Genomic DNA, 20,512 nt, shown 5'->3' with positions numbered 1-20,512 from the left:
AGTACTTTCTCCGCATCACGAAATCGATTCGGGCCAAACCCCGCTTCTGTGACCGAAGACACTTTCGCTGCACGTCAGCGGCCTGTCACGCGTTCGATGGACGGCGCCAGGGACTTAGACTTAGGCCAGGAAACAACTGGGTTTCCGCACCGCCGCTGCCTCCCCGCCGGCAGGATGATTCTTACAGGAGTGCGCGGATGCCAAGGCACATGGGTCCAGGAACAGTAGTGGGCGGCAGGTACCGCCTGCAGGAAAGAATCGGCGCTGGTTCCATGGGGGCAGTGCACCGGGCGGTCGACGAGCTTCTGGGCCGCGATGTCGCCGTGAAACTCATCGCTTCCCGCGCCCGGACGGACGAGGAACGCCGCCGGGACGAAGCCGAGGCCAAGGTGCTATCGCAGCTGAACCACCACAGCCTGATCACATTGTTCGACGCCGGCACCGAGGTTTCGCCGTCCGGCACCTCGATTGTGTGGCTGGCCATGGAACTCGTCCAGGGCCCTGACCTCAGCCGCCGCCTTGCGGGCGGCAAGCTGCCGGCACGGCAGGTCTCACTGCTTGGTTACGACGTCGCGATCGGCTTGGACTACATCCACCGGGCCGGCATCATCCACCGCGACATTAAGCCCGCCAACATCCTTCTCTTCGACTACCGGGAAGACGAATCCCGGCTGCGGGCCAAACTGACCGATTTCGGTGTGGCGCAGATGGCCGGAGACCCAATGCCCCAGGCCGACGAGTTCACGGGCACGGCTGGGTTCATGAGCCCCGAGCAGGTCCGCTCAGAACCCGCCGGGCCGCACAGCGACGTGTATTCGCTGGGCCTGGTGCTGCTGCGCTGCCTGACCGGTGAACGGGCTTTCCCGGGCATGGCCGTTGAAAGCGCCCTGGCCCGCCTGTTCCGCGGGCCGGTGATCCCGGATTCGCTGGGCCCCGGATGGAGCGCTGTCCTGGCGGCGATGACGGCGCCGGACGTGGATGAGCGCCCCTCCGCGCACGAAGTATCCGAAGCCATGATGGAACTTGCCACGGCCGGCCGCGGCCGGCGCAGCACTGCGGCAGACCCTGAGCGGATCCGTGCTGCGGAAGAACTCGGCGCGGAGTCGGAAGACGGACCCGATCCGCTGCTTGACCGCATTACCGCCGTTACCGCCCGGGTGCTGGACGTTCCGGTAGCAGCCGTCTCGATTGTGGGCGGGGACCGGGTGTGGACGGTATCCGGAAGCGGAACTCAACGCGGTTCGGCTGATTCGGCGAAGTCCCTCTGCCCGGCGACGGTGCGCGAAGACGCGCCCTTCATCATTGATGATGTCCAGAAGGATCCGCGCACCTCGGATGACCCGCTGGTTGCGGCCTCACCCGGGTTCGGTTTCTACGCCGGCGTACCGCTGCGCAATGCGGAGGGCCTCGCGCTGGGAACCCTGTGCGTCATGGACCGGGACGCACGGAGTCTCACCGGAGAGCAGGAGAGCACCCTGCGGGACCTGGCGGCCATCGCCTCGGGCGTGCTCCAGCTCCGGCAGGAGGTCCGGGAGGCCCGGGATGCGCTGAACCGGGATCAGGCTGTGGCAGACTGACAGGTTACATCCCAAGAAGGGACCCGACTGCCCCGGGAGGCACCCCATCGACCAAGGCGCCAACCCTGTTGTTCCCATGTACTGGGAGTTCATGGTCCCAGCCGCAGGCATCATCATGCTGCTCCTGGCCGTCACCGCCGTCATTTCCTTGTCCCGGCAGAAGAACCTCGCACCGGGCATACGGTTCCTGTGCCTGCTGGGCATCCTTGGCTTCCCTGTGCTGGGACCCGCCGTCTGGTTCTTCCACCGGTTCCGCGGCCGCCGCGCCCGCCCCCTGGACGCGTCTGAATCGGCGGGCATCAACTCAAGCCGCGCAGCCAACCGCCGTTAAACGCAGGAAGGGCGCCCCGAAGGACGCCCAGCCTGCTGCTAACTCCTAGTCGCGGAAACGCGGCTTGCGGGCACCGGCACCGGCCGGCTTGCCGAAGCTGCGGTCGCCGTCGAACTTCTTCTTGTACGGGCGGTCCGAGCCGCGGTCACCGAAGGACCGCTCGCCGTCGCGCTTCTTGAAGTCCTTCTTGAAGCCGCGGTCGGCGCGGTCGTAGGAGCCGCCTTCACGGGCCGGACGGCGTCCCTTGTCCAGTTCCAGGTGGATCAGTTCGCCGCCGATCCGGGTGCGGGACAGTGCACGCAGCTGGTCCTTGGACAGGTCCGCGGGAAGTTCCACGAGGGTGTGGTCGGCGCGGATGTCAATGCCGCCGATCTGCGAGGAGGACAGGCCGCCCTCATTCGCGATGGCACCGACGATCGAGCCCGGCATCACGCGCTGGCGGCGGCCGACGGCGATGCGGTACGTTGCGTTGCCTTCGGTCAGCGGGCGCGTCGGGCCGCGCGAGCCGAAGCCGTCGTTGCGGCCTTCGGCACGCTCGCGCTGGCGGGCCGGTGCCTGCGGGATTTCTTCCATCAGCAACGGGCGTCCGCCCTGGGCCATGACGGCCAGCGCGGCGGCGATTTCCTCGGCGGGAACGTCATTCTCGGCGATGTACTTGGTGACCAGCTCACGGAAGACGGAGAGGTCTTCGGAGTTGCGGGTCTCGGTGATGCGCTCGGAGAACTTGGCCAGGCGCTTGGCGTTGACAACGTCAACACCGGGCAGCTGCATGTGCTCAACGGGCTGGCGCGTTGCCTTCTCGATGGCGCGCAGCAGGTACTTCTCGCGCGGGGTCATGAACAGGATCGCGTCGCCCGTGCGGCCTGCGCGGCCGGTACGGCCGATGCGGTGCACGTAGGACTCGGTGTCGTGCGGGATGTCGTAGTTGAAGACGTGGCTGATGCGCTCAACATCCAGGCCGCGTGCTGCGACGTCGGTGGCAACGAGGATGTCGATCTTGCCCTCGCGAAGCGCCTCGACGGTGCGCTCACGCTGCTGCTGCGGGATGTCGCCGTTGATCGCTGCTGCCTTGTAGCCGCGGGACTTCAGCTTGTCCGCCAGGTCCTCGGTGGCCATCTTGGTGCGCACGAAGGCGATGACGCCGTCGAAGTCTTCGGTCTCGAGGATGCGGGACATTGCGTCGAGCTTGTGCGGACCCATGACCTGCACGTAGCGCTGGCGGGTGTTGGCGCCGGTGGTGGTCTTGGACTTGACGGTGATTTCTGCCGGATCGTTCAGGTACTTCTTGGCGATCTTGCGGATGGCACCGGGCATGGTGGCGGAGAAGAGGGCAACCTGCTTCTCATCCGGGGTGCTGGAGAGGATCTGCTCAACGTCTTCGGCGAAGCCCATGCGCAGCATTTCGTCGGCTTCGTCCAGGACGAGGTACTGCAGGTTGGACAGGTCCAGCGAACCCTTGGAAATGTGGTCGATGACGCGGCCCGGGGTTCCAACAACAACCTGCGCACCGCGGCGGAGGCCGGCGAGCTGGGGGCCGTAGGGGGAACCGCCGTAGACGGGCAGCACGGTGAAGTCATCCATGTGCACGGCGTAGGAGGTGAAGGCCTCGGCTACCTGCAGGGCGAGTTCACGGGTCGGAGCCAGCACGAGGATCTGGGTGTCCTTGGTGGGTCCGTTGACCTCGGCCAGCTCCGCCATGCGGGACAGGGCGGGAACAGCAAAGGCGGCGGTCTTGCCGGTGCCGGTCTGGGCCAGGCCTACGACGTCGCGGCCTTCAAGCAGGACGGGGATGGTGGCAGCCTGGATAGGCGAAGGGTTCTTGTAGCCGACGTCGGTCAGCGCGGCGAGGATGCGGGCATCCAGGTTGAAATCGGAGAACAGGACCTCAGCTTCTACAGCTTCTGCGGCAGTGTTTTCTTCGACAATTTCTTGGGTGTTCTCAGGCAAGGGTATTCCTCATCAGTGGGGCCGGGCAGCCGGTTCGAGCGGCTACGAGTACATAAGTCCGGGCACTGTTGCAATCCCAGGCAGGACTCTCCGTCACAGCTGTGGGCCAGTATCACTGGGTTGCGACCGCGGCTCGGTGTGACGATTTCTTTGCCGGCGCTCCCAGGAGATGAATCTGCCCGCATGTTTCATGCGGGCCCCAACACAACGTACCTGCAATGGACTCTCAGTCCGCAGGGAAATCAGGGAATACCGGAGTGGGGGATTACTCAAGTGTACGGCATGGGAGCCGCTTACCCACCCCGTAACGCCGTGAGGTCCGGCACAGTGCCCTAGACTGCGCCTGCCGGCGCTTCCTGCGCGGCCGGCTTGCGGCGCAGCACCTTGCGGATCTCCGGGGACAGGTACGTTCCCGCTTCCCCAGCCTCCGACAGGCGGTAATGCTGTTCCGGCGAGAGCCCCTGGAACACGTCCGCCACGGTCACGCCGTGATCCGGACGGGAGATAACTTCCACGCTGTCTCCGGACTGGATCGAGCCGCGGGAAACAACGCGCAGGTAGGTTCCCAGCCGTCCCGCGGCGGCGAACCGTGCCACCCACCGTGGCTGGCCCATGTACTGGGCGAAGTTGCGGCAGGGGGTGCGCGGGCAGGTCACTTCCAGCACCACGTCCGTGCCGATCCGCCACTGCTCCCCTATCACTGCATGGGACGCGTCAATCCCTGCTACTCGGAGGTTTTCGCCGAAACGGCCAGGCGGCACGGACTCGCCGAGTTCGGCAGCCCACCAGTCCGCGTCCTCCTGCGAGTAGGCATACACGGCTTTGGACTCACCGCCGTGGTGCCTGCGGTCGGCCTGCACGTCACCGGTCAGGCCCAGGGCATAGACCTTGACCGGACCCTCGACGGCACGCTTGTCGATCGCGCTGACGCCAACCGCATCGGAGGTGGGCCGCAGGGCGTGCACGCGGCAGATGGCCAGGAGGGATCCGGAAGTCATGGGCAACAGTCTAGGGGCGCGGAACCTGGATATCGCCGGAGACCGGTGCGGCGCGCCACCACCGGCGTGGCCGGTCCGGCCACAGCAGTAGAACGAACCAGGCGAGCATGGCTGCGCCGCAGAAGACTCCGGCGCTGGACGCCATCAGCCACAGTTCGGGGGTTTGGGAATCGAGGTCCCCTGCACCCAGCAGGCCCCCGATTCCCTTGGGCGTCAGGTAGAAGGCCGCGGCCGTGGCCATGAAAAGTATCCATCCCGTAGCGCGCATGGCCCGGCGGCGCCGTGGCAGTCGCCAGGTCCCCGCAGCGACCAGCGGCAGGAAGAGCGCCACCCATACCCAGTGGTGGGGCCAGGAGACCGGCGAGGCGAGCAGCATCAGCAGCGCTGCGGCGGACAGTGCCAGCAGGTCCGCTCCTGCACGTGCCGCCAGCCGAATGATGACCGCGGCGGCTGCCGCTGCGGCGAGGCACAGCAGCAGCCAGGGAACGGTGACGTCCGCATCGGGTCCGGCGAAGTGCAGCAGCGCGCCGCGGAAGGAGAGGTTGTCAACGTACGCTCCCCCGCCAACCCGCGAGGTGTCCGGGAGCAGTTCGCCCCAGTAGGTCTTCGACTCCCGGGGCAGGATCAGGAACCCGAGTCCGAAGGTGGCAAGGAAACCGAAGGCCATGTTCCGCAGGCCACGCCAGTCTCCGCGGACCAGGTAATAGAACGCGAAGGCCAGCGGGGTAAGTTTCAGTCCGGCGGCCACGCCGGTGAGCAGGCCCCGGGGCCACTGCTCGCTGCGGTTCAGGAAATCGACCATGACCATTGCGAACAGGATGATGTTCACCTGTCCAAGGGCCAGGGTGTCCCGCCACGGCCCGAGGGCAGTCACAAGGCCAAAGGCAACGATGGCTGCGGGCCGGAGCCAGAACCCCTTCAGGACCGCCCGCAGGCCCGTGCCGCTGAAGTGCGCCACGAGCCACAGGGCAGTCAGTGCGGTCAGGGCCAGGGAGAAGCCGAGGAAAATGTTGAAGCCGATGGAGTCCCCGAAGGGCGCAAGGACCGCGAACAGCAGGGCGGCTGCCGGAGGGTACGTGAACATCAGGGAGGGATTGGGAGGGTTGGGTATGCCCACCGAATACAGTTCGCCGCTGGCTTTCAGGACCGTTTGTCCGCCGGCCACGTAGACCCGGAAGTCGATGCCGTCCCGCGGCGCAAGCACCATGGCGAGGGCCAGCAGTCCGGCGCAAAGCGCAGCAGCACCGAGCACCAGGGCCGCCGCCGCGGTCCGAGAACGCAGTCCCTGCGCCATCTGCTTCCCTCCTGTGCTGCCGCCGTTTTGGCGAGCAGGCGAGCGAGGCACACTCTACCCGCCTGCCCCGGCGCTGACGGGGGAAGGAGGCGATTTTGCCGCTGGTGTCCCGCAATCAGGCGGACGGACTTACCGTGGCGTCCGTCATGTTCAAACCGCGGGGCCGCGGCTGCCGCTACCGTAGTCAGTGGACGGGATACCTGCGGTGGCTGCAGGCGGATCCCACTAAGGAGACCCAGCGTGAGCAAGACACATCCCCGGACCCCGATGCCCGCAGCGATGCGGCTGGCCACGGCGGCCTGGCTGATTGCCGCCGTCGTCCTGATCCTGGCCGGCGCATCCTTCCTGTTGACCGCCCAGACACAGCGGCAGGATTCCCAGGGCCTGCTGACGCTGGGAATCCTGGGGATCGCCCTCGGTGCCCTTACCGCCTTCTACTCCCTGCGGCTTCGCCGGGGAAAGCGGAGCAGCCGGGAAACCCTGACCACCCTGGCTCTCATCGCCGGCGTTCCCCTGCTGTTCCGCGGCCCGTCGCTGATGGCCCTCGGCGCCCTGCTGCTGGCCTGCGCGGTGCTGCTGTGGCTGCCGCAAAGCAGCCGCTTCTACGCAGTGACGGACCCCCGGGTCCGGCGGCGCCGTCTGGCGGGACGCCGCTAGGTGCACCGCCAGACGGCGGAATCAGAGCTGCTTCAGCGCCTGGTCCAGGTCCGCAATGAGGTCCTCAACGTCCTCGATTCCCACCGAGAGCCGCAGCAGGTTTTCCGGCACGGCCAGTTCTGTGCCCTTTACGGAGGCATGGGTCATTTCCGAGGGGTAGTTCATCAGGGATTCAACTCCGCCAAGCGATTCGGCCAGCGTGAACACCTTCGTTGACTCCGCCACCTTGCGGGCTGCGGCTTCCCCGCCCTTGAAGCTCACGGAGACCATGCCGCCGAAGTCCTTCATCTGTGCCTTGGCGAGCTCATGGCCGGGATGCTCGTCCAGCCCCGGATAGAGCACCGACTCGACGGCGGGCTGCTCCTTCAGCCATCGGGCCACGGCCATGGCGTTGGAGGAGTGCCGGTCCATGCGCACTCCAAGGGTCTTGAGCCCGCGGGTGGTGAGCCAGGCTTCCATGGGAGCCGAAACGGCACCCACGGCGTACTGGATGAAACCGATCTTTTCAGCGGCGGCGTCGTCGTTCAGGATCACCGCACCGCCCACCGCATCCGAGTGGCCGCCAATGTACTTGGTGGTCGAATGCACCACGATGTCCGCGCCGAAGGCGAGCGGCTGCTGCAGGTACGGGGAAGCGAAGGTGTTGTCCACCACCAGCAGGGCGCCGGCGCTGTGGGCCGCCTGCGCGACTGCGGCGATGTCCGAAATCTTCATCATGGGGTTCGACGGCGTTTCCAGCCACACGATTTTCGTGTTCCCGGCGGCGATGGCCGCTTCCAGGGCAGCGGTGTTGGACATGTCCACGGCTGCGTTGGTGATGCCCCAGGCCGAGAGCACCCGGTTGATCAGCCGGTAGGTTCCGCCGTACGCATCGTTGCCCAGGACAATGTGGTCCCCGGGTGCGAGCAGGGCGCGGATCAGGGCGTCCTCGGCCGCCAGCCCAGAGCTGAAGGAGAAGGCGTGGCGTCCGCCTTCAAGGGCTGCCAGCTGCGCCTGCAGCGAATCCCGCGTGGGGTTGGTGCCGCGGCCGTACTCGTAGCCGTTGCGCAGGCCGCCAATACCGTCCTGCGCGTAGGTGGTGCTTTGGTAAAGCGGCGGAATGACGGCGCCGGTGGTGGGGTCCGGTGCCTGCCCGGCGTGGATAGCGCGGGTGTTGAAGCCTTCAGTCATGGTTTGTTCCTCCTGTGCCGGCTGGCCGGCGGTCGGGATTTGTGCCGCGGGCCGGGCCTAGGCGCTGAGGTAGGAGAGCAGGTCTCGGCGGGTCAGGATGCCGTGCCAGCCTCCGCGGGAGGCGACCAGCAGCGTGTCAGCATCCGCCAGGCGTTCCATGGCGGCGGACACGGATTCAGCCGCACCGATCTGCGGGAGCTTGGCCGAGAGGTGGTCGCTGACGGGATCTGTTGGCTTGGCTTCGCCGCGGAAGAGCTTCTCTGTCAGCGAGCGCTCGTCCACCGAACCGTGGACTTCGCCGAGCACCGCGGGGGGTTCGTGGGCAAGCACCGGAAGTGCACTGCCGTGCCGGGCCAGCAGTTCGACGGCCTCCAGTACGGTGGCGGACTTGGGCACGTACGGGGCTGCTTCGCCGCCACGGGAGGCAAGCACGTCCGCAACGGTGGCGTCCTGGTCCGTCTCGGCCAGGAAACCGTGGGACTTCATCCAGCCGTCGTTGAAGATCTTGCCGATGTAGCCGCGGCCGCTGTCCGGCAGCAGGACCACCATGACGTCGTCGGGCCCCAGGTCCTTGGCTGCGCGCAGCGCGGCGACTACGGCCATGCCGGAGGAGCCTCCCACCAGCAGGCCTTCTTCGCGGGCCAGGCGGCGGGTCATGGCAAAGGACTCGGCGTCGTTGACGGCAATGACCTCGTCAGGAACGGAGGGGTCGTAGTTGCCCGGCCACATGTCCTCGCCCACGCCCTCGACGAAGTACGGGCGTCCGGTGCCGCCGGAGTACACCGATCCGTCCGGATCCGCGGCGATGATCCGAACCGGGCCGGAAGCCCGGTCCGCAGAGACTTCCTTCAGGTAGCGGCCGGTGCCGGTGATGGTTCCGCCGGTGCCTGCACCCGCGACGAAGTGGGTGATCCTGCCCTCGGTGTCCTTCCAGATTTCGGGGCCGGTGGACTCGTAGTGGCTGGCCGGGGCCGCCGGGTTGGAGAACTGGTCCGGCTTGTAGGCGCCGTCGATCTCCCGCACCAGGCGGTCGGAGACACCATAGTAGGACTCGGGACTTTCCGGAGCGACGGCGGTGGGCGTCACCACTACCTCGGCACCGTAGGCTCGCAGGACGTCCCGCTTTTCAATACCAACCTTGTCCGGAGTGACGAAGATGCAGCTGTAGCCCTTCTGCTGGGCCACCAGCGCCAGGCCGACGCCGGTGTTGCCGCTGGTCGGTTCAACTACCGTCCCGCCCGGGCGGAGTTTGCCTTCCGCCTCGGCCGCTTCGATCATCTTCACGGCGATGCGGTCCTTAATGGATCCGCCGGGGTTGAGGTACTCCAGCTTCACCAGCACCGTGGCTTGTATGCCTTCGGTGACGTGGTGGAGTTTCACCAGCGGGGTGTTGCCGATCAGGTCCAGGACAGTGTTGGCATACTTCATGGGCACCACGTTACTGGCTGTGCCGCGCAGGAACAGGCCGTGCTGAACACGGCGTAGCAAACTTGCTTACTGCCTGCCCTGTTTTGGGACAGAAGTTCACTCCGGACGTGCGAGCATGGTGGCATGTCTTCCGGATCGGCCTGCCTGCGCAGGGAGTTTGAATCCTCCCGTCCGCTGGAAATCGCCGGCACCCTGAGGACCGTGGCGCTGGGTGCCTCCGACCCCACCGTGCAGGTCTCCCCAGCCGGAGCCTGGCTGGCTTTCCGCACCGCCGCCGGTCCGGCTACGCTCTGGCTGCGGCAGCACGCTGGGGCACTGCGCTCCCCCGCCCGGGTCTCCGCCCAGGCCTGGGGCCCGGGCGCAGATGAAGCACTGGCTTCCGTCCCTGCGCTGCTCGGTGAACAGGACGACTGGTCCTCCTTCGACGACCCTTCCTTCCTTGCTACCCTGCCTGCCGGAATCCGCGATGCCCGCCGCCACCATCCCGGCCTGCGGCTGCCCAGTACCGGAAGGATCCTGCAGACCCTGATACCGGTGGTGCTGGGCCAGAAGGTGACACAGATGGAGGCAGTCCATGCCTGGCGCTACCTGGTTCGGCGGTTCGGCGAACCGGCACCCGGGCCGGTTCCGCCCGGCTTGATGCTTCCTCCCGACGCCGCCGGCTGGCGGCGCATCCCCAGCTGGGACTGGCACCGCGCCGGAGTCGATTCGCACCGTTCCCGCACCATCCTGCGTGCCAGTGCCTCGGCGTCGGGCCTTGAGCGCCTGGCCGCCGAACCGCTGGGAGACGGGGTGAGCGCCAAGCTCCAGTCCCTGCCCGGCATCGGCCCATGGTCCGCGGCGGAGATCCTGCAGCGTACCCATGGTTCGCCGGATCACGTCTCCGTGGGCGACTTCCACCTCGCCGCCTACGTGGGTGCGGCCCTCACCGGCAAGCGGACGGACGACGCCGGCATGCTGGCGCTGCTTGAACCGTGGCGCGGACACCGCCAGCGGGTGGTGCGGTTGATCGTCCTCACCGGTTTCCGGAAACAGGCTTACGGGCCCCGCCTCACCCCTCAGGACCACCGCGGGCACTGACCGCTCCCCCGGCCGCCGGTTCGCCTAGAGTTGGGTAAATGAGCGCACCCGTAGACCTGACAGCCGTATTAGTTCCCAACCCCGGAGAGTTCTTCCGGGTCAAGCTGGCCCTGGAGATCGCAATCGAGCAGGTCCAGGCCGAACCCGGCTGCCTCCGCTATGAAATCACCGAGGAGTCCGAAGACCGGATCGTCCTGACCGAACAGTGGGCCTCCGAAGAGGACCTCGCCCGGCACTCCCGCGGGGCGGCCAAGCAGGACCTGGATGAGTCCCTCAGCGCCCTGCTGGCAGAACCGGTGGCGCTGCACCGCGGCTAGGGCCCCTGCACGGAACAGTTCCCTGGGTTGCCGCAGCGGCGCAGGGAGCTGTTCCGGCGGGGGTGGCTACGGGCTGATTTCAAGCCGGTGGAAGGACTCCGGTTCAGCCCCGAAGCGCCGGAGCACAGCGGCTACCGCTTCTTCATGCTCGTCGTCGACCGCGGCGTACACCCGCATTCGGTCCTCGAAATCCAGTTTCCGCACGTCGGAGCGGAAAACCTCGGTGCGGACGCGGCCGGTATAGACGGTGGTCTCCGTGAGTTCCATGCTCCTGGCCCCGGCCATCAGCAGGGCGTCGCGCAGCCCGTCAAGCCGTTCGGTGTTGACGACCGCGCTAATAACGTGCCACGTTTCACCGGGCTGGGCCGCGAGCGGCGGCGCGCCGGCCCCGCGCCCGCTGGTTGTCGGGTGGGCTGTGATCCCGCCGAGCGAATAGGCAGATTGGCCCTGCTGCGCCTTGTCCAGGGAATCCTGTTCCGGCCCGGGTTCACGCAGCCCCAGGGTCCTGTTGATCAGGGCGGCTGCCAGCCAGCTGATCACGAAGGAAAACACCACTACGCAGACGATTGCCACCACCTGGTGCCACAGCAGGATTCCGCCGCCGCCGGCGAACAGCCCGTCCGCACTGACCGGGTTCACGCTGCTGTCCGCGAAGAATCCCACCAGGAATGAGCCGAGAAGGCCCCCAACGAAATGGACTGCGATCACGTCCAGGGCGTCGTCGTAACGCAGCAGGTGCTTCAGCCGGACCGCGAAGCAGCACACGCAGCCGGCGATCAGCCCGATCAGCAGCGCCGAGCCCGTACTTACGTAGCCGGCGGAGGGTGTGATGGTGGCCAGGCCGGCAACGGCACCGGACACCGCACCTACCAGCGTGGAGTGACCGCTGGTCAGGCGTTCGACGATGAGCCAGGTAACCATAGCGGCGCTGCCTGCCACGTGGGTATTCAGCAGCGCCTGGGCGGCGATGGCGTTGGCCTGCAGACCGTCTCCGGCGTTGAACCCGAACCAGCCGAACCACAGGATCCCACCGCCTACCAGCATGAGTGGGAGGTTGTTCGGCGAGGTCCGGAGGTTCGGCCATCCCCGGCGGCGCCCCACAATCAGGAGGACGGCCGCCGCCGCAGCTCCTGCGGAGGCATGTACAACGAGTCCTCCGGCCCAGTCCTGGGCTCCCAGCTGTGCCAGCCATCCCTTGGGGTGCCAGAGCCAGCGCGCAACCTGCGGGTACACCGCAATCGAGAAGACCACCAGGAACACGGTCCAGCCGGCGAACTTCAGACGCCCGGCCGTCGCCCCGGTAAGCAGGGCAGGTGTGATGATGGCGAACATCATCTGGTAGGCCACGAAGGCCAGGGCGGGGATGGTGACGCCCGTGGCCACGGTGTGGAATTGGGGCGTATCGACGTCGACCAGCGCAAAGGCGTCGAACTCGCCCAGGACGGAGTTTCCCCGGTTGCTGAACGCCAGCGTGTAACCGACCAGCACCCAGGTGAGGGTGATGACACCGAGCGGAATGATGTTCTGCATCATCATGGCCAGGACGTTCCGTACCGGGACCATTCCGCCGTAGAACAGTGCCAGGCCGGGGGTCATGAACAGCACCAGCCCGGCGCACACCAGCACCCAGGCGGTATCCGCCCCGTTCACTGCGCGGCTCCATGGCGCCCGCCCGTTATTGCCGGCATGAGCCGGGATGCAGCCTGGTCCAGGGCTGCCGCAGCATCCCGGCAGATGAGCAGTTCGCGCATGGTGTCCCCGCTTCCAACTCGTGGCCCGCATGAGTGGTGCCGCCGGAGGTCCATGAAGCTGGAGGGGTGTCTCCGGCCCATCGAGTCTAGCGACGCGTAATCTGCGGGCGGAAGGTGCGGGCACGCAAAGGACCGCCGGGGAACGCACTTCGTGCTGATGCCGTCCCGGCGGCCCTGTGCGGAGCGCGCCTAGTTGGCGTTGGCGCCGGTGACCCCGTGGGGATCGATGACGTACTTCCTGGCGGCACCCGAGTCGAATTCCCGGTATGCCTGCGGTGCATCGTCGAGGCGGATCGCGGTGGCGTTCACGGCCTTCGCAATCTGCACTTTGTCATTCAGGATGGCCATCATCAGGTCCCGGTTGTACTTCATCACCGGGCACTGGCCGGTAGTGAAGGACAGCGACTTGGCCCAGCCGGTGCCGAGGCTGAGCGAGAGCGAACCCACCTTGGCCGCCTCGTCAATGCCGCCCGGATCGCCGGTCACGTACAGGCCCGGGATGCCCAGGGCTCCGCCGGCGGCAGTGATGTCCATGAGCGAATTCAGTACGGTGGCGGGTGCTTCCTGCCCGGCTCCGTGTCCGTGTCCGCGCGCCTCGAAACCAACGGCATCCACACCGCAGTCAACCTCCGGAACACCCAGGATCTGCTCGATCTGGTCTTTGGGGTCTCCCTTGGAGACGTCCACGGTTTCACAGCCGAAGCTGCGCGCCTGCGCCAACCGGTCCTCATTGAGGTCACCCACTATGACGACGGCGGCACCGAGCAGCTGGGCGCCCGCGGCGGCGGCAAGCCCCACCGGACCGGCGCCGGCGATGTAGACGGTTGAGCCGGTGCGCACTCCGGCGGTAACGGCTCCGTGGTACCCGGTGGGGAAGATGTCGGAGAGCATGGTCAGGTCCATGATCTTCTCCATGGCCTGGTCTGCGTCCGGGAACTTCAGCAGGTTCCAGTCTGCGTACGGAACCAGTGCGTATTCGGCCTGGCCGCCTACCCATCCGCCCATGTCCACGTAGCCGTAGGCGCTGCCAGGCCGGTCCGGGTTCACGTTCAGGCAGATTCCGGTCTTGCGTTCCTTGCAGTTGCGGCAGCGGCCGCAGGAAATATTGAAGGGGACGGAAACCACGTCGCCCACCTTGATGAATTCAACATCGGGTCCGGTTTCAACAACCTCTCCGGTAATTTCGTGGCCCAGGATCAGGTTGGGCGGGGCCGTGGTACGCCCGCGGACCATGTGCTGGTCGGAGCCGCAGATGTTGGTGGTCAGGACTTTCAGGATGGCTGCGTGGGGCAGTTTCCGCCCCACGTTGGCCGGGTTGACGCCCGGGCCGTCTTTCAGTTCGAAGGTGGGATAGTCGATGTCCTGGACTTCCACGACACCGGGTTCGATATAAGCAACTGCTCGATTACCGCTCATTGGTACCTCGCCTTGTAACCTTGGTCGACGTTGACTGGGTTCCCCGGGAGGCGGGCAGCCGGTGGCCGCACAGCTCCCCCGGGTTGTCCGAGCCTACAACCGAAAAGTGCGCGCGGCTAGGGCGAAGATCTTCCCGAAAAACCGCAGTCCGTGCACGGTTACGGGCGTTAACGCACAGCAGGGAGCTCCTCCGCTGTGGAGGAGCTCCCTGCTAAAGCTTGTGCTGGGGGCTAGCTGGCCTGGCCGTCCTGGCCTGCTGCTGCCTGGCCCTGCTCCTGGGCTGCGATCTGCTCGTGGACAGCCTTCATGTCCAGGCCCTTGACCGCTTCAACCAGTTCGCTGAACTGGTTGGCGTTGAGCGCGCCGGGCTGGGAAAAGACCAGCACCTTCTCGCGGAACGCCATCAGCGTGGGGATGGAGGTGATGCCTGCGGCGGCGGCCAGGCCCTGCTCTGCCTCGGTGTCCACCTTCGCGAAGGTGATGTCCTCGTGCTGCTGCGAGACGGCGTCGTAAACCGGTGCGAACTGCTTGCACGGGCCGCACCAGTCCGCCCAGAAGTCAACGAACACAATGTCGTTTTCCTCAATGGTTTCGGGGAACGTTGCCTCGGTGATGTCAATAGTTGCCATACCAGCCACGCTATCGCCCCAGCCGCGCCATGTCTGCAATTGTTCGCTCTGCGGTGAAGAACCGGATCAGCTCATGGTGGAGAATCCCATATGCGTGACCTTGGCGATCACGGGCAGAGCCTCGCGGAGTTTTTCCCGGTCCCCGTCGCCCAGCCGTGCCAGCAGGTCGGAGAGCAGCGACTCCCGCCTCTGGGTCTCCACTGTCAGCTTGCGGCGCCCGTCCGGTGTCAGGCTGACCCGCACCCCACGGGAATCCTCCGGGTCCGGGCTGCGGCGCACCAGTCCGGCATGCTCCAGGCGGATGATCTGCTCCGTGGCGCTGGGCACCTTGACTCCCAGGTTCCTGGCTATGTCCGAGACGCGCATGCCGTCACCGGCGACCATCCGCAGGGTTCCCAGCTGGTTGGAAGTGATCCCGAACTCCGTGTCCATATGGCGCACCAGGAAGACGGCCTCGCGCAGCGCTTCCCGGAAATCCTCGGCAAGCCGGTCCAGGGCCAGGTCCTCTTTCATGCTTAGAAACACTAGACGGCCTAGGCACTTAGTTCTCGGGGACGTGCCCATAACGGCCGCTTTTATGCCGAGATTTTGCCTGCGGTCCTGTTTTTCTGCCCCGGGACGTGCGGAAACAAAAAATATCCCCGGTCCTTGGACCGGGGATATTCTCTCTTCGGTGGCAGATGAGGGATTCGAACCCCCGTAGGCATTGCCAGCTGATTTACAGTCAGCCCCCTTTGGCCGCTCGGGTAATCTGCCGAAGGCCTTCTTGCGAAGACTTTGTCCGCGGTAACCGCGGGCAAGACAACTTTACAGAACATTCGGCCAAGAATCGAATCGGGCCCCCGCGCTACAGTCCGCGGGCAATCCGGGCGCTGATCTGGGCGTAGAAATGCTCAGCCTGGGCGGCGGTCACGCTGCCCCAGGCGACGGCGTTCGCCAGGTCCTGCCGGACACCGGCAAGGCGTTCGGCCCCCTGCCGGGCCTCGTCTTCCTGGACCGCCGCAACAGTTACCGCGGCCTCGTCACCGGCAGGAAAAGAGACGGACGCTTCCCGGGGTTCGCTTGCCTGGGCCGCTGCCGTGCCCACCCCTGTCACGGAGACAGCCGCCAGGACCGAGGAGGCCGCTGCCTGCCGCAGCCGGATTCCAGCCGAGCGGCGCGGCGACGCTGAGGTCACCTGTGCCGCAGCACCGGGCGGAAGCGGTTTCCCGGGCGGCACGGGTGCCTGTCCCTGTTCGCCAGCCGGCACGGCTGTCCGCGGAGGTTCCTTGGGGTCGGTGGGGTGCGTCGTGCTCATGAACCCCACCATTTCCCAGCCAGATGGGAGGATCGTCCACTGCGGCTGGGTGATTCCTGTGAGCTGCGGCGCTGCCCGCACGCCGTGCCCACCTATTAGGCTGGTGCACAGGACATATCCACCTACCCACGCACACCTAAGGAGCGCACTATGGCCAGCGAGTCATCCTTCGACGTCGTCAGCAAGATCGACAAGCAGGAAGTTGCCAACGCCCTAAACCAGGCCCAGAAGGAAATTGCCCAGCGCTACGACTTCAAGGGCGTCGGTGCCGAGGTTGATTTCAGCGGCGAGAAGATCCTCATGAAGGCCAATTCGGAAGAGCGCGTCAAGGCCGTCCTGGACGTCTTCCAGTCCAAGCTGGTCAAGCGCGGCATCTCCCTGAAGTCCCTCGATGACGGCGAGCCCTACGCCTCCGGCAAGGAGTACCGGATCGAAGCCTCCATGAAGGAAGGCATCGCCCAGGACCAGGCCAAGAAGATCAACAAGATGATCCGCGACGAAGGCCCCAAGGGCGTCAAGTCCCAGATCCAGGGTGATGAGCTGCGTGTCAGTTCCAAGTCCCGCGATGACCTGCAGGCCACCATGGCCATGCTCAAGGGCGCGGACCTGGACGTTGACCTGCAGTTCATCAACTTCCGTTAGGTATATCCGGCCCGGCCGGACACGACGACGGCGGCGCCCCCCGGGTTCGGGGAGCGCCGCCGTCGCTGTTCCGCCCGGAACCCGCTTAGGGTGCCAGCTCGACGTCGTCGGCCGCGGGCCCGTCCGTATCCGGATCTTCCAGCGCGGCGCCGCCAACGGCCTCTCCCTGCCAGGTAAGCAGCTCCCAGGCAGGACCGCTGGCGGCGGGACGCGATTCGAGCACCACGATTCCGGTGTTGCTCAGCGTGTTGTGGACAATGAAGTCCGGTCCCACGTTGCGGGCGCGCGCCGTGGCCCAGGCCCGGATGATCGCACCATGGCTGAAGATCACCGGAGTCTCCAGGCCGGTGCGCTGCAGCTCAGCCACCACCTCGTCGAAGCGTCCCAGGGTTTCGGCGCCGTCCGGTCCGCCGGGCATCTGCAGGGACAGGTCCCCCTGCACCCAGGCGTACACGGTGCGCAGATAGGCCTGGATGGACTCGCTGTCACCGCGCATCTCAAGGCTTCCTGCGGAGATTTCCCGCAGTCCGTCCCGAACCTCGATCGGCTGGGCCAGGGCGTCGGCAAGCGGTGTTGCCGTGAGCTGCGTGCGCACCAGGTTGGAAGCATAGACCCCGCTAATCTGTTCGTGCCCCAGCGCCTGCGGCAGGGCCGCCGCCTGTGCCATCCCGAGGTCTGTCAGGCCGGGACCGGGTGCGCCGGTGTCCAGGAGCCGTTCAATGTTCGACGGCGTCTGGCCGTGGCGGACGAGGATCAGCCGCATCTGTGCTCGCTCTCTGTGTCGTTGCCGGTTCCGCTCGGGCAGTTCGGTTAGGAACCGAGGGGACGTCCCGCCATGTTTTCGAGGCGGCGGATCCGGTCGGCCATCGGCGGGTGGGTGGCCAGCAGGCCGCGCACGCCGTTGCGGAACGGGTTGGCAATCATCAGGTGGGAGGTGTTGACCAGCTTCTGGTCCGTGTTGGGCAGCGGTGCCTGCTGAGTGCCGGTTTCCAGCTTGCGCAGCGCCGAGGCCAGCGCCAGCGGATCGTCAGTCAGCGTCGCACCGTCTTCATCGGCGTCGTACTCCCGGGTCCGCCCGATGGCCATCTGGATCAGCGAAGCGGCCAGCGGCGCGAGGATTGCCATGGCGATCATGGCCAGCGGGTTCTGGTTGCGGCGGTCCCCGCCGCCGAAGAACAGCAGGAACTGGCCGAGCGAGGTGATGACTCCGGCGATCGCGGCGGCAACCGAGGAGGTGAGGATGTCCCGGTTGTAGACGTGCATCAGCTCATGGCCCAGCACGCCGCGAAGCTCGCGTTCGTTGAGCAGCTGCAGGATTCCCTGGGTGCAGCACACGGCAGCATTCTCCGGGTTGCGGCCGGTAGCGAAGGCATTGGGCGCCATGGTCGGCGAAATGTAAAGGCGCGGCATCGGCTTGTTGGCCTTGGCGGAGAGCTCACGGACAATCCGGTACATTTCCGGCGCCTGGGCCTCCGTGACGGGGACGGCGTGCATGGCACGGATGGCGAGCTTGTCACTGTTCCAGTAGCTGTACGCGGTGGTGGCGAGCCCGATGAACAGGAAAATCCAGATGAACGCGGAACTGCCCGTGCCGCTGGACAGCAGGCCGCCGATACCCAGCAGCACAGCGAAGAGCACCCCAAAGAGGGCTGCTGTCTTCAAACCGTTGAAATGTCGGTGCACGTGTACACGATCCTTCCTAGGCGGGAGGCCCCGCCCTCCCATCAGGAGCGCAGGTCCAGAACCTTCCGCAGTACTTTTCCTCAGCGTTAACGTATCCGGGATCCACGCTGTTCCGCAGCGCTGCCCGGCTCAGGGCTCGGGATGCCGGGCGTCATAGCGGGCAAACCCAGGCTGCAGCCGGGCCAGGACCAGGACGGCGACGGCGCAAGCCAGTCCACCGGCTACCGCGGCCCAGCCTTCGCCAAGGAAGGACGCGTCGATACCGGCCACCAGGTCACCGAGCCGCGGCCCGCCGGCAACCACCACGACGAACACGCCCTGCAGCCGGCCTCGCATTGCATCCGGTGTGGCGGCCTGGAGGATGGTTGACCGGAAAACTCCGCTGACCGAATCCGCGATTCCAGCAGCTCCCATGGCAAGCGCCGCAGGCAGGAGCCATGGCGAGACTCCGCCGCCGTCGTGCTCCCCCGCCAGGACCACCACTACTCCAAAGGCCGAGACCGAAAGTCCCCATGCCACCACCGACCACATCACGGCCAGCCCCTGCCGGCGCACCAGGCCCAGCGGGCCGGAGAACAGCCCGGCCAGGAAGGAGCCCGCGGCGGTGGCTGCGAGCAGGATTCCGACGGTTTCCGCCCCGCCGCCGAGCATCAGGGCACCGATGGCCGGCAGCAGTGCCCGGGGCTGGGCCAGCACCATCGCGGCGAGGTCCACGATGAACGTCATGCGGATGTTTGGCCGGGTGCCCAGGAACGTGAATCCCTCCAGGACGGATTTCAGCCCGGCTTTCTGCACCTGGCCCACGGGCGGCATCGGCTCCAGCCGGTACAGCGCCCACATGGCGGCGGTGAAGGTCACGACGTCGATCGTGTAGGTCCAGCCGTAGCCAACCTGGCCCACGAGCACACCGGCCAGCAGCGGTCCGGCCGCCATCGCAATGCCGAAGGTGATCATGCTCAGCGCGTTGGCGGCCGGAAGCAGTTCGGGCCGCACCAGCCGCGGAATGATGGCACTGCGGGCCGGATGGTTCAGGCCGCCCGCTCCGGCGTTCACTGCCACCAGGGCGAACAGCAGCCATACGCTTTCAAGGCCCAGCCACGCCTGGACGGCAATGCCGATGGTGGTCAGCCAGAGGACGACGGCGGAAAACAGGGCCACCTTCCGCCGGTCATAGGCGTCCACCACGGACCCGCCGTAGAGCCCTGCCAGCACCAGCGGCACCAGCCCCACGACGCCGAGCATGCCGACGTAGAGGCTGGACTGCGTCAGCTCATAGACCTCCAGGCTGACGGCTACGAGTGTCAGCTGCGTGCCCACCGCCGAGAGCGCGGTTCCGGTCCAGAGCCGGCGGAAATCCCGGCTTTCGCGCAGCGGGGAGAGGTCAGCTAGCAGTCTGGGCACCAGAGCAGTCTAGGCGAGCGCCGCGGGTGTTCCGTGATGCCGTGCACTACGGGTCCGGCCAAAACGTCCCTTCCCGGAGCAAAGCATGCTTACGATATTGCTCCGGGCCTTACGTCCGGGACGTCCGCACTGTCCACCAGGAGGATCCATGCTGACCCGCAATGTTGCCGAGGGCATCCACTTGATTGAGCACGCCTACACCAATGCCTACCTGGTGGAGGGCGACGGTGAGGTGCTGATTGTGGACACCGGGCTGCCCGCCTCGCAGCACGCGATCTCCTCCGCTGTCCGCTCCCTCGGGTACGGCCCGGGATCGGTCAGCGCCATCGTGCTGACCCACGGGCACTTTGACCACGTGGGCACGGCGGCGAAACTGCGCGCTGAGTTCCGGGCACCGGTGCTCGCCCGTCCCGCGGACCACTACATTGCCGCCCACCCCTACCGCTACGGCCACGAACGGCCCCGGCTCCAGTACCCGCTGCGCTTTCCGGCGTCCCTGCGCCAGCTCGGTGCCATGACGATGGCGGGCGCGCTGGTGGTCCGCGGCGTGGCCGACGTGCTGGATCTGGACGAGGCAGCTGCTGCAGCGCTGCCGGGCACACCCGCACTGATCCACACCCCGGGACACACCGCCGGACACACCGCGCTGCATTTTCCGGACCGCGGGGCGCTGATTGCCGGCGACGCCCTTGTGACCCTGAATCCCTACACCGGTGGCCGCGGACCGCAGATCGTCTCCGGGGCGGCGACGGCGGACAGCGCCGCGGCGCTCGCCTCGCTGCAGGCGCTGGCGGAGACCGCAGCGCCCACGGTGCTCACCGGGCATGGGGAGCCGTGGACTTCCGGCATCCAGTCGGCGGTCGAGCGTGCGCTCGCGCAGGGGGCAAGCTAGTC

20 protein-coding genes and 1 tRNA gene are annotated in these 20,512 nt (G+C 66.7%); 7 read left to right on the top strand and 14 right to left on the bottom strand.

Annotation, left to right across the window (positions count from 1 at the left end; genetic code table 11):
* The first annotated feature begins 209 nt into the window (after positions 1 to 209).
* Both ACSLGO_RS01735 and ACSLGO_RS01730 read left to right on the top strand, forming a co-directional pair.
* Positions 210 to 1,577 carry a protein kinase domain-containing protein gene (locus ACSLGO_RS01735; protein WP_436399767.1) on the top strand — a complete coding sequence of 456 codons (1,368 nt, stop codon included), beginning with the start codon at positions 210 to 212 and terminating at the stop codon, positions 1,575 to 1,577.
* Between the two features lie 91 nt (positions 1,578 to 1,668).
* Positions 1,669 to 1,908 carry a hypothetical protein gene (locus tag ACSLGO_RS01730; protein ID WP_386917038.1) on the top strand — a complete coding sequence of 80 codons (240 nt, stop codon included), beginning with the start codon at positions 1,669 to 1,671 and terminating at the stop codon, positions 1,906 to 1,908.
* Positions 1,909 to 1,953: 45 nt separating this feature from the next.
* On the opposite strand, the gene ACSLGO_RS01725 is transcribed toward ACSLGO_RS01730, so the two are convergent.
* The 3 genes from ACSLGO_RS01725 to ACSLGO_RS01715 all read right to left on the bottom strand — a co-directional run bounded on the left by ACSLGO_RS01725 (position 1,954) and on the right by ACSLGO_RS01715 (position 6,147).
* The gene (locus tag ACSLGO_RS01725) at positions 1,954 to 3,855 is read right to left on the bottom strand and encodes a DEAD/DEAH box helicase (RefSeq protein ID WP_411800943.1); all 1,902 of its coding nucleotides are present in this window, start codon (positions 3,853 to 3,855) and stop codon (positions 1,954 to 1,956) included.
* A 332-nt stretch (positions 3,856 to 4,187) separates the two neighbouring features.
* Positions 4,188 to 4,853 (bottom strand): MOSC domain-containing protein, encoded by a 666-nt coding sequence (locus ACSLGO_RS01720; RefSeq protein ID WP_325785839.1) that lies wholly within the window; start codon positions 4,851 to 4,853, stop codon positions 4,188 to 4,190.
* A gap of 10 nt (positions 4,854 to 4,863) precedes the next feature.
* Complete coding sequence (locus ACSLGO_RS01715) at positions 4,864 to 6,147, bottom strand: glycosyltransferase 87 family protein (protein WP_436399766.1); 1,284 nt, start codon at positions 6,145 to 6,147, stop codon at positions 4,864 to 4,866.
* Between the two features lie 240 nt (positions 6,148 to 6,387).
* Between ACSLGO_RS01715 and ACSLGO_RS01710 the strand changes: the two genes are divergently transcribed.
* Positions 6,388 to 6,804, top strand: a complete 417-nt coding sequence (locus ACSLGO_RS01710) for a hypothetical protein (RefSeq protein ID WP_152273733.1) — start codon at positions 6,388 to 6,390, stop codon at positions 6,802 to 6,804.
* A 21-nt stretch (positions 6,805 to 6,825) separates the two neighbouring features.
* Here the strand turns inward: ACSLGO_RS01710 and ACSLGO_RS01705 are convergent, their stop codons facing one another.
* On the bottom strand, positions 6,826 to 7,974 hold the full coding sequence (locus tag ACSLGO_RS01705) for a cystathionine gamma-synthase (RefSeq protein ID WP_436399765.1): 1,149 nt from the start codon (positions 7,972 to 7,974) through the stop codon (positions 6,826 to 6,828).
* A 57-nt stretch (positions 7,975 to 8,031) separates the two neighbouring features.
* Positions 8,032 to 9,402 (bottom strand): cystathionine beta-synthase, encoded by a 1,371-nt coding sequence (locus ACSLGO_RS01700; RefSeq protein ID WP_433122306.1) that lies wholly within the window; start codon positions 9,400 to 9,402, stop codon positions 8,032 to 8,034.
* Positions 9,403 to 9,525: 123 nt separating this feature from the next.
* Here ACSLGO_RS01700 and ACSLGO_RS01695 point away from each other — a divergent pair, with 123 nt between their 5' ends.
* Both ACSLGO_RS01695 and ACSLGO_RS01690 read left to right on the top strand, forming a co-directional pair.
* Positions 9,526 to 10,482, top strand: coding sequence for a DNA-3-methyladenine glycosylase family protein (locus tag ACSLGO_RS01695; protein WP_436399764.1), 957 nt, complete (start codon positions 9,526 to 9,528; stop codon positions 10,480 to 10,482).
* A 38-nt stretch (positions 10,483 to 10,520) separates the two neighbouring features.
* Positions 10,521 to 10,799 (top strand): putative quinol monooxygenase, encoded by a 279-nt coding sequence (locus tag ACSLGO_RS01690; protein WP_091602471.1) that lies wholly within the window; start codon positions 10,521 to 10,523, stop codon positions 10,797 to 10,799.
* A gap of 66 nt (positions 10,800 to 10,865) precedes the next feature.
* On the opposite strand, the gene amt is transcribed toward ACSLGO_RS01690, so the two are convergent.
* The 6 genes from amt to ACSLGO_RS01660 form a co-directional block, all read right to left on the bottom strand.
* Positions 10,866 to 12,449, bottom strand: a complete 1,584-nt coding sequence (gene amt / locus ACSLGO_RS01685; RefSeq protein WP_436399763.1) for an ammonium transporter — start codon at positions 12,447 to 12,449, stop codon at positions 10,866 to 10,868.
* Between the two features lie 290 nt (positions 12,450 to 12,739).
* Positions 12,740 to 13,966: a formaldehyde dehydrogenase, glutathione-independent gene (fdhA, locus tag ACSLGO_RS01680; RefSeq protein ID WP_091602465.1), complete on the bottom strand. Its 1,227-nt coding sequence runs from the start codon at positions 13,964 to 13,966 to the stop codon at positions 12,740 to 12,742.
* Between the two features lie 230 nt (positions 13,967 to 14,196).
* Positions 14,197 to 14,595: a thioredoxin gene (trxA, locus tag ACSLGO_RS01675; protein WP_091602462.1), complete on the bottom strand. Its 399-nt coding sequence runs from the start codon at positions 14,593 to 14,595 to the stop codon at positions 14,197 to 14,199.
* Between the two features lie 66 nt (positions 14,596 to 14,661).
* On the bottom strand, positions 14,662 to 15,108 hold the full coding sequence (locus tag ACSLGO_RS01670; RefSeq protein ID WP_152273738.1) for a MarR family winged helix-turn-helix transcriptional regulator: 447 nt from the start codon (positions 15,106 to 15,108) through the stop codon (positions 14,662 to 14,664).
* Between the two features lie 161 nt (positions 15,109 to 15,269).
* Positions 15,270 to 15,351, bottom strand: a tRNA-Tyr gene (locus ACSLGO_RS01665).
* Positions 15,352 to 15,442: 91 nt separating this feature from the next.
* Positions 15,443 to 15,892 carry a hypothetical protein gene (locus ACSLGO_RS01660; protein WP_141653632.1) on the bottom strand — a complete coding sequence of 150 codons (450 nt, stop codon included), beginning with the start codon at positions 15,890 to 15,892 and terminating at the stop codon, positions 15,443 to 15,445.
* A gap of 150 nt (positions 15,893 to 16,042) precedes the next feature.
* Between ACSLGO_RS01660 and ACSLGO_RS01655 the strand changes: the two genes are divergently transcribed.
* Positions 16,043 to 16,534, top strand: a complete 492-nt coding sequence (locus ACSLGO_RS01655; protein WP_055239270.1) for a YajQ family cyclic di-GMP-binding protein — start codon at positions 16,043 to 16,045, stop codon at positions 16,532 to 16,534.
* 85 nt (positions 16,535 to 16,619) lie between these two features.
* Here the strand turns inward: ACSLGO_RS01655 and ACSLGO_RS01650 are convergent, their stop codons facing one another.
* From ACSLGO_RS01650 to ACSLGO_RS01640, 3 genes are all read right to left on the bottom strand, one after another.
* Positions 16,620 to 17,297, bottom strand: a complete 678-nt coding sequence (locus tag ACSLGO_RS01650) for a histidine phosphatase family protein (RefSeq protein ID WP_091602453.1) — start codon at positions 17,295 to 17,297, stop codon at positions 16,620 to 16,622.
* A 47-nt stretch (positions 17,298 to 17,344) separates the two neighbouring features.
* Positions 17,345 to 18,217 carry a zinc metalloprotease HtpX gene (gene htpX / locus ACSLGO_RS01645; RefSeq protein ID WP_091602450.1) on the bottom strand — a complete coding sequence of 291 codons (873 nt, stop codon included), beginning with the start codon at positions 18,215 to 18,217 and terminating at the stop codon, positions 17,345 to 17,347.
* Between the two features lie 129 nt (positions 18,218 to 18,346).
* Positions 18,347 to 19,618: an MFS transporter gene (locus tag ACSLGO_RS01640; protein WP_436399762.1), complete on the bottom strand. Its 1,272-nt coding sequence runs from the start codon at positions 19,616 to 19,618 to the stop codon at positions 18,347 to 18,349.
* Positions 19,619 to 19,766: 148 nt separating this feature from the next.
* Between ACSLGO_RS01640 and ACSLGO_RS01635 the strand changes: the two genes are divergently transcribed.
* Positions 19,767 to 20,510, top strand: a complete 744-nt coding sequence (locus ACSLGO_RS01635) for an MBL fold metallo-hydrolase (protein WP_436399761.1) — start codon at positions 19,767 to 19,769, stop codon at positions 20,508 to 20,510.
* Positions 20,511 to 20,512 lie beyond the last annotated feature (2 nt).

The sequence above is a fragment of the Arthrobacter sp. IK3 genome, assembly GCF_051337705.1.
In the GTDB taxonomy this organism is placed as follows: Bacteria; Actinomycetota; Actinomycetes; order Actinomycetales; family Micrococcaceae; genus Arthrobacter_B; species Arthrobacter_B koreensis.
Note: the sequence above shows the minus strand (reverse complement) of the source record. Positions and strands in the feature narration are given on the sequence as shown.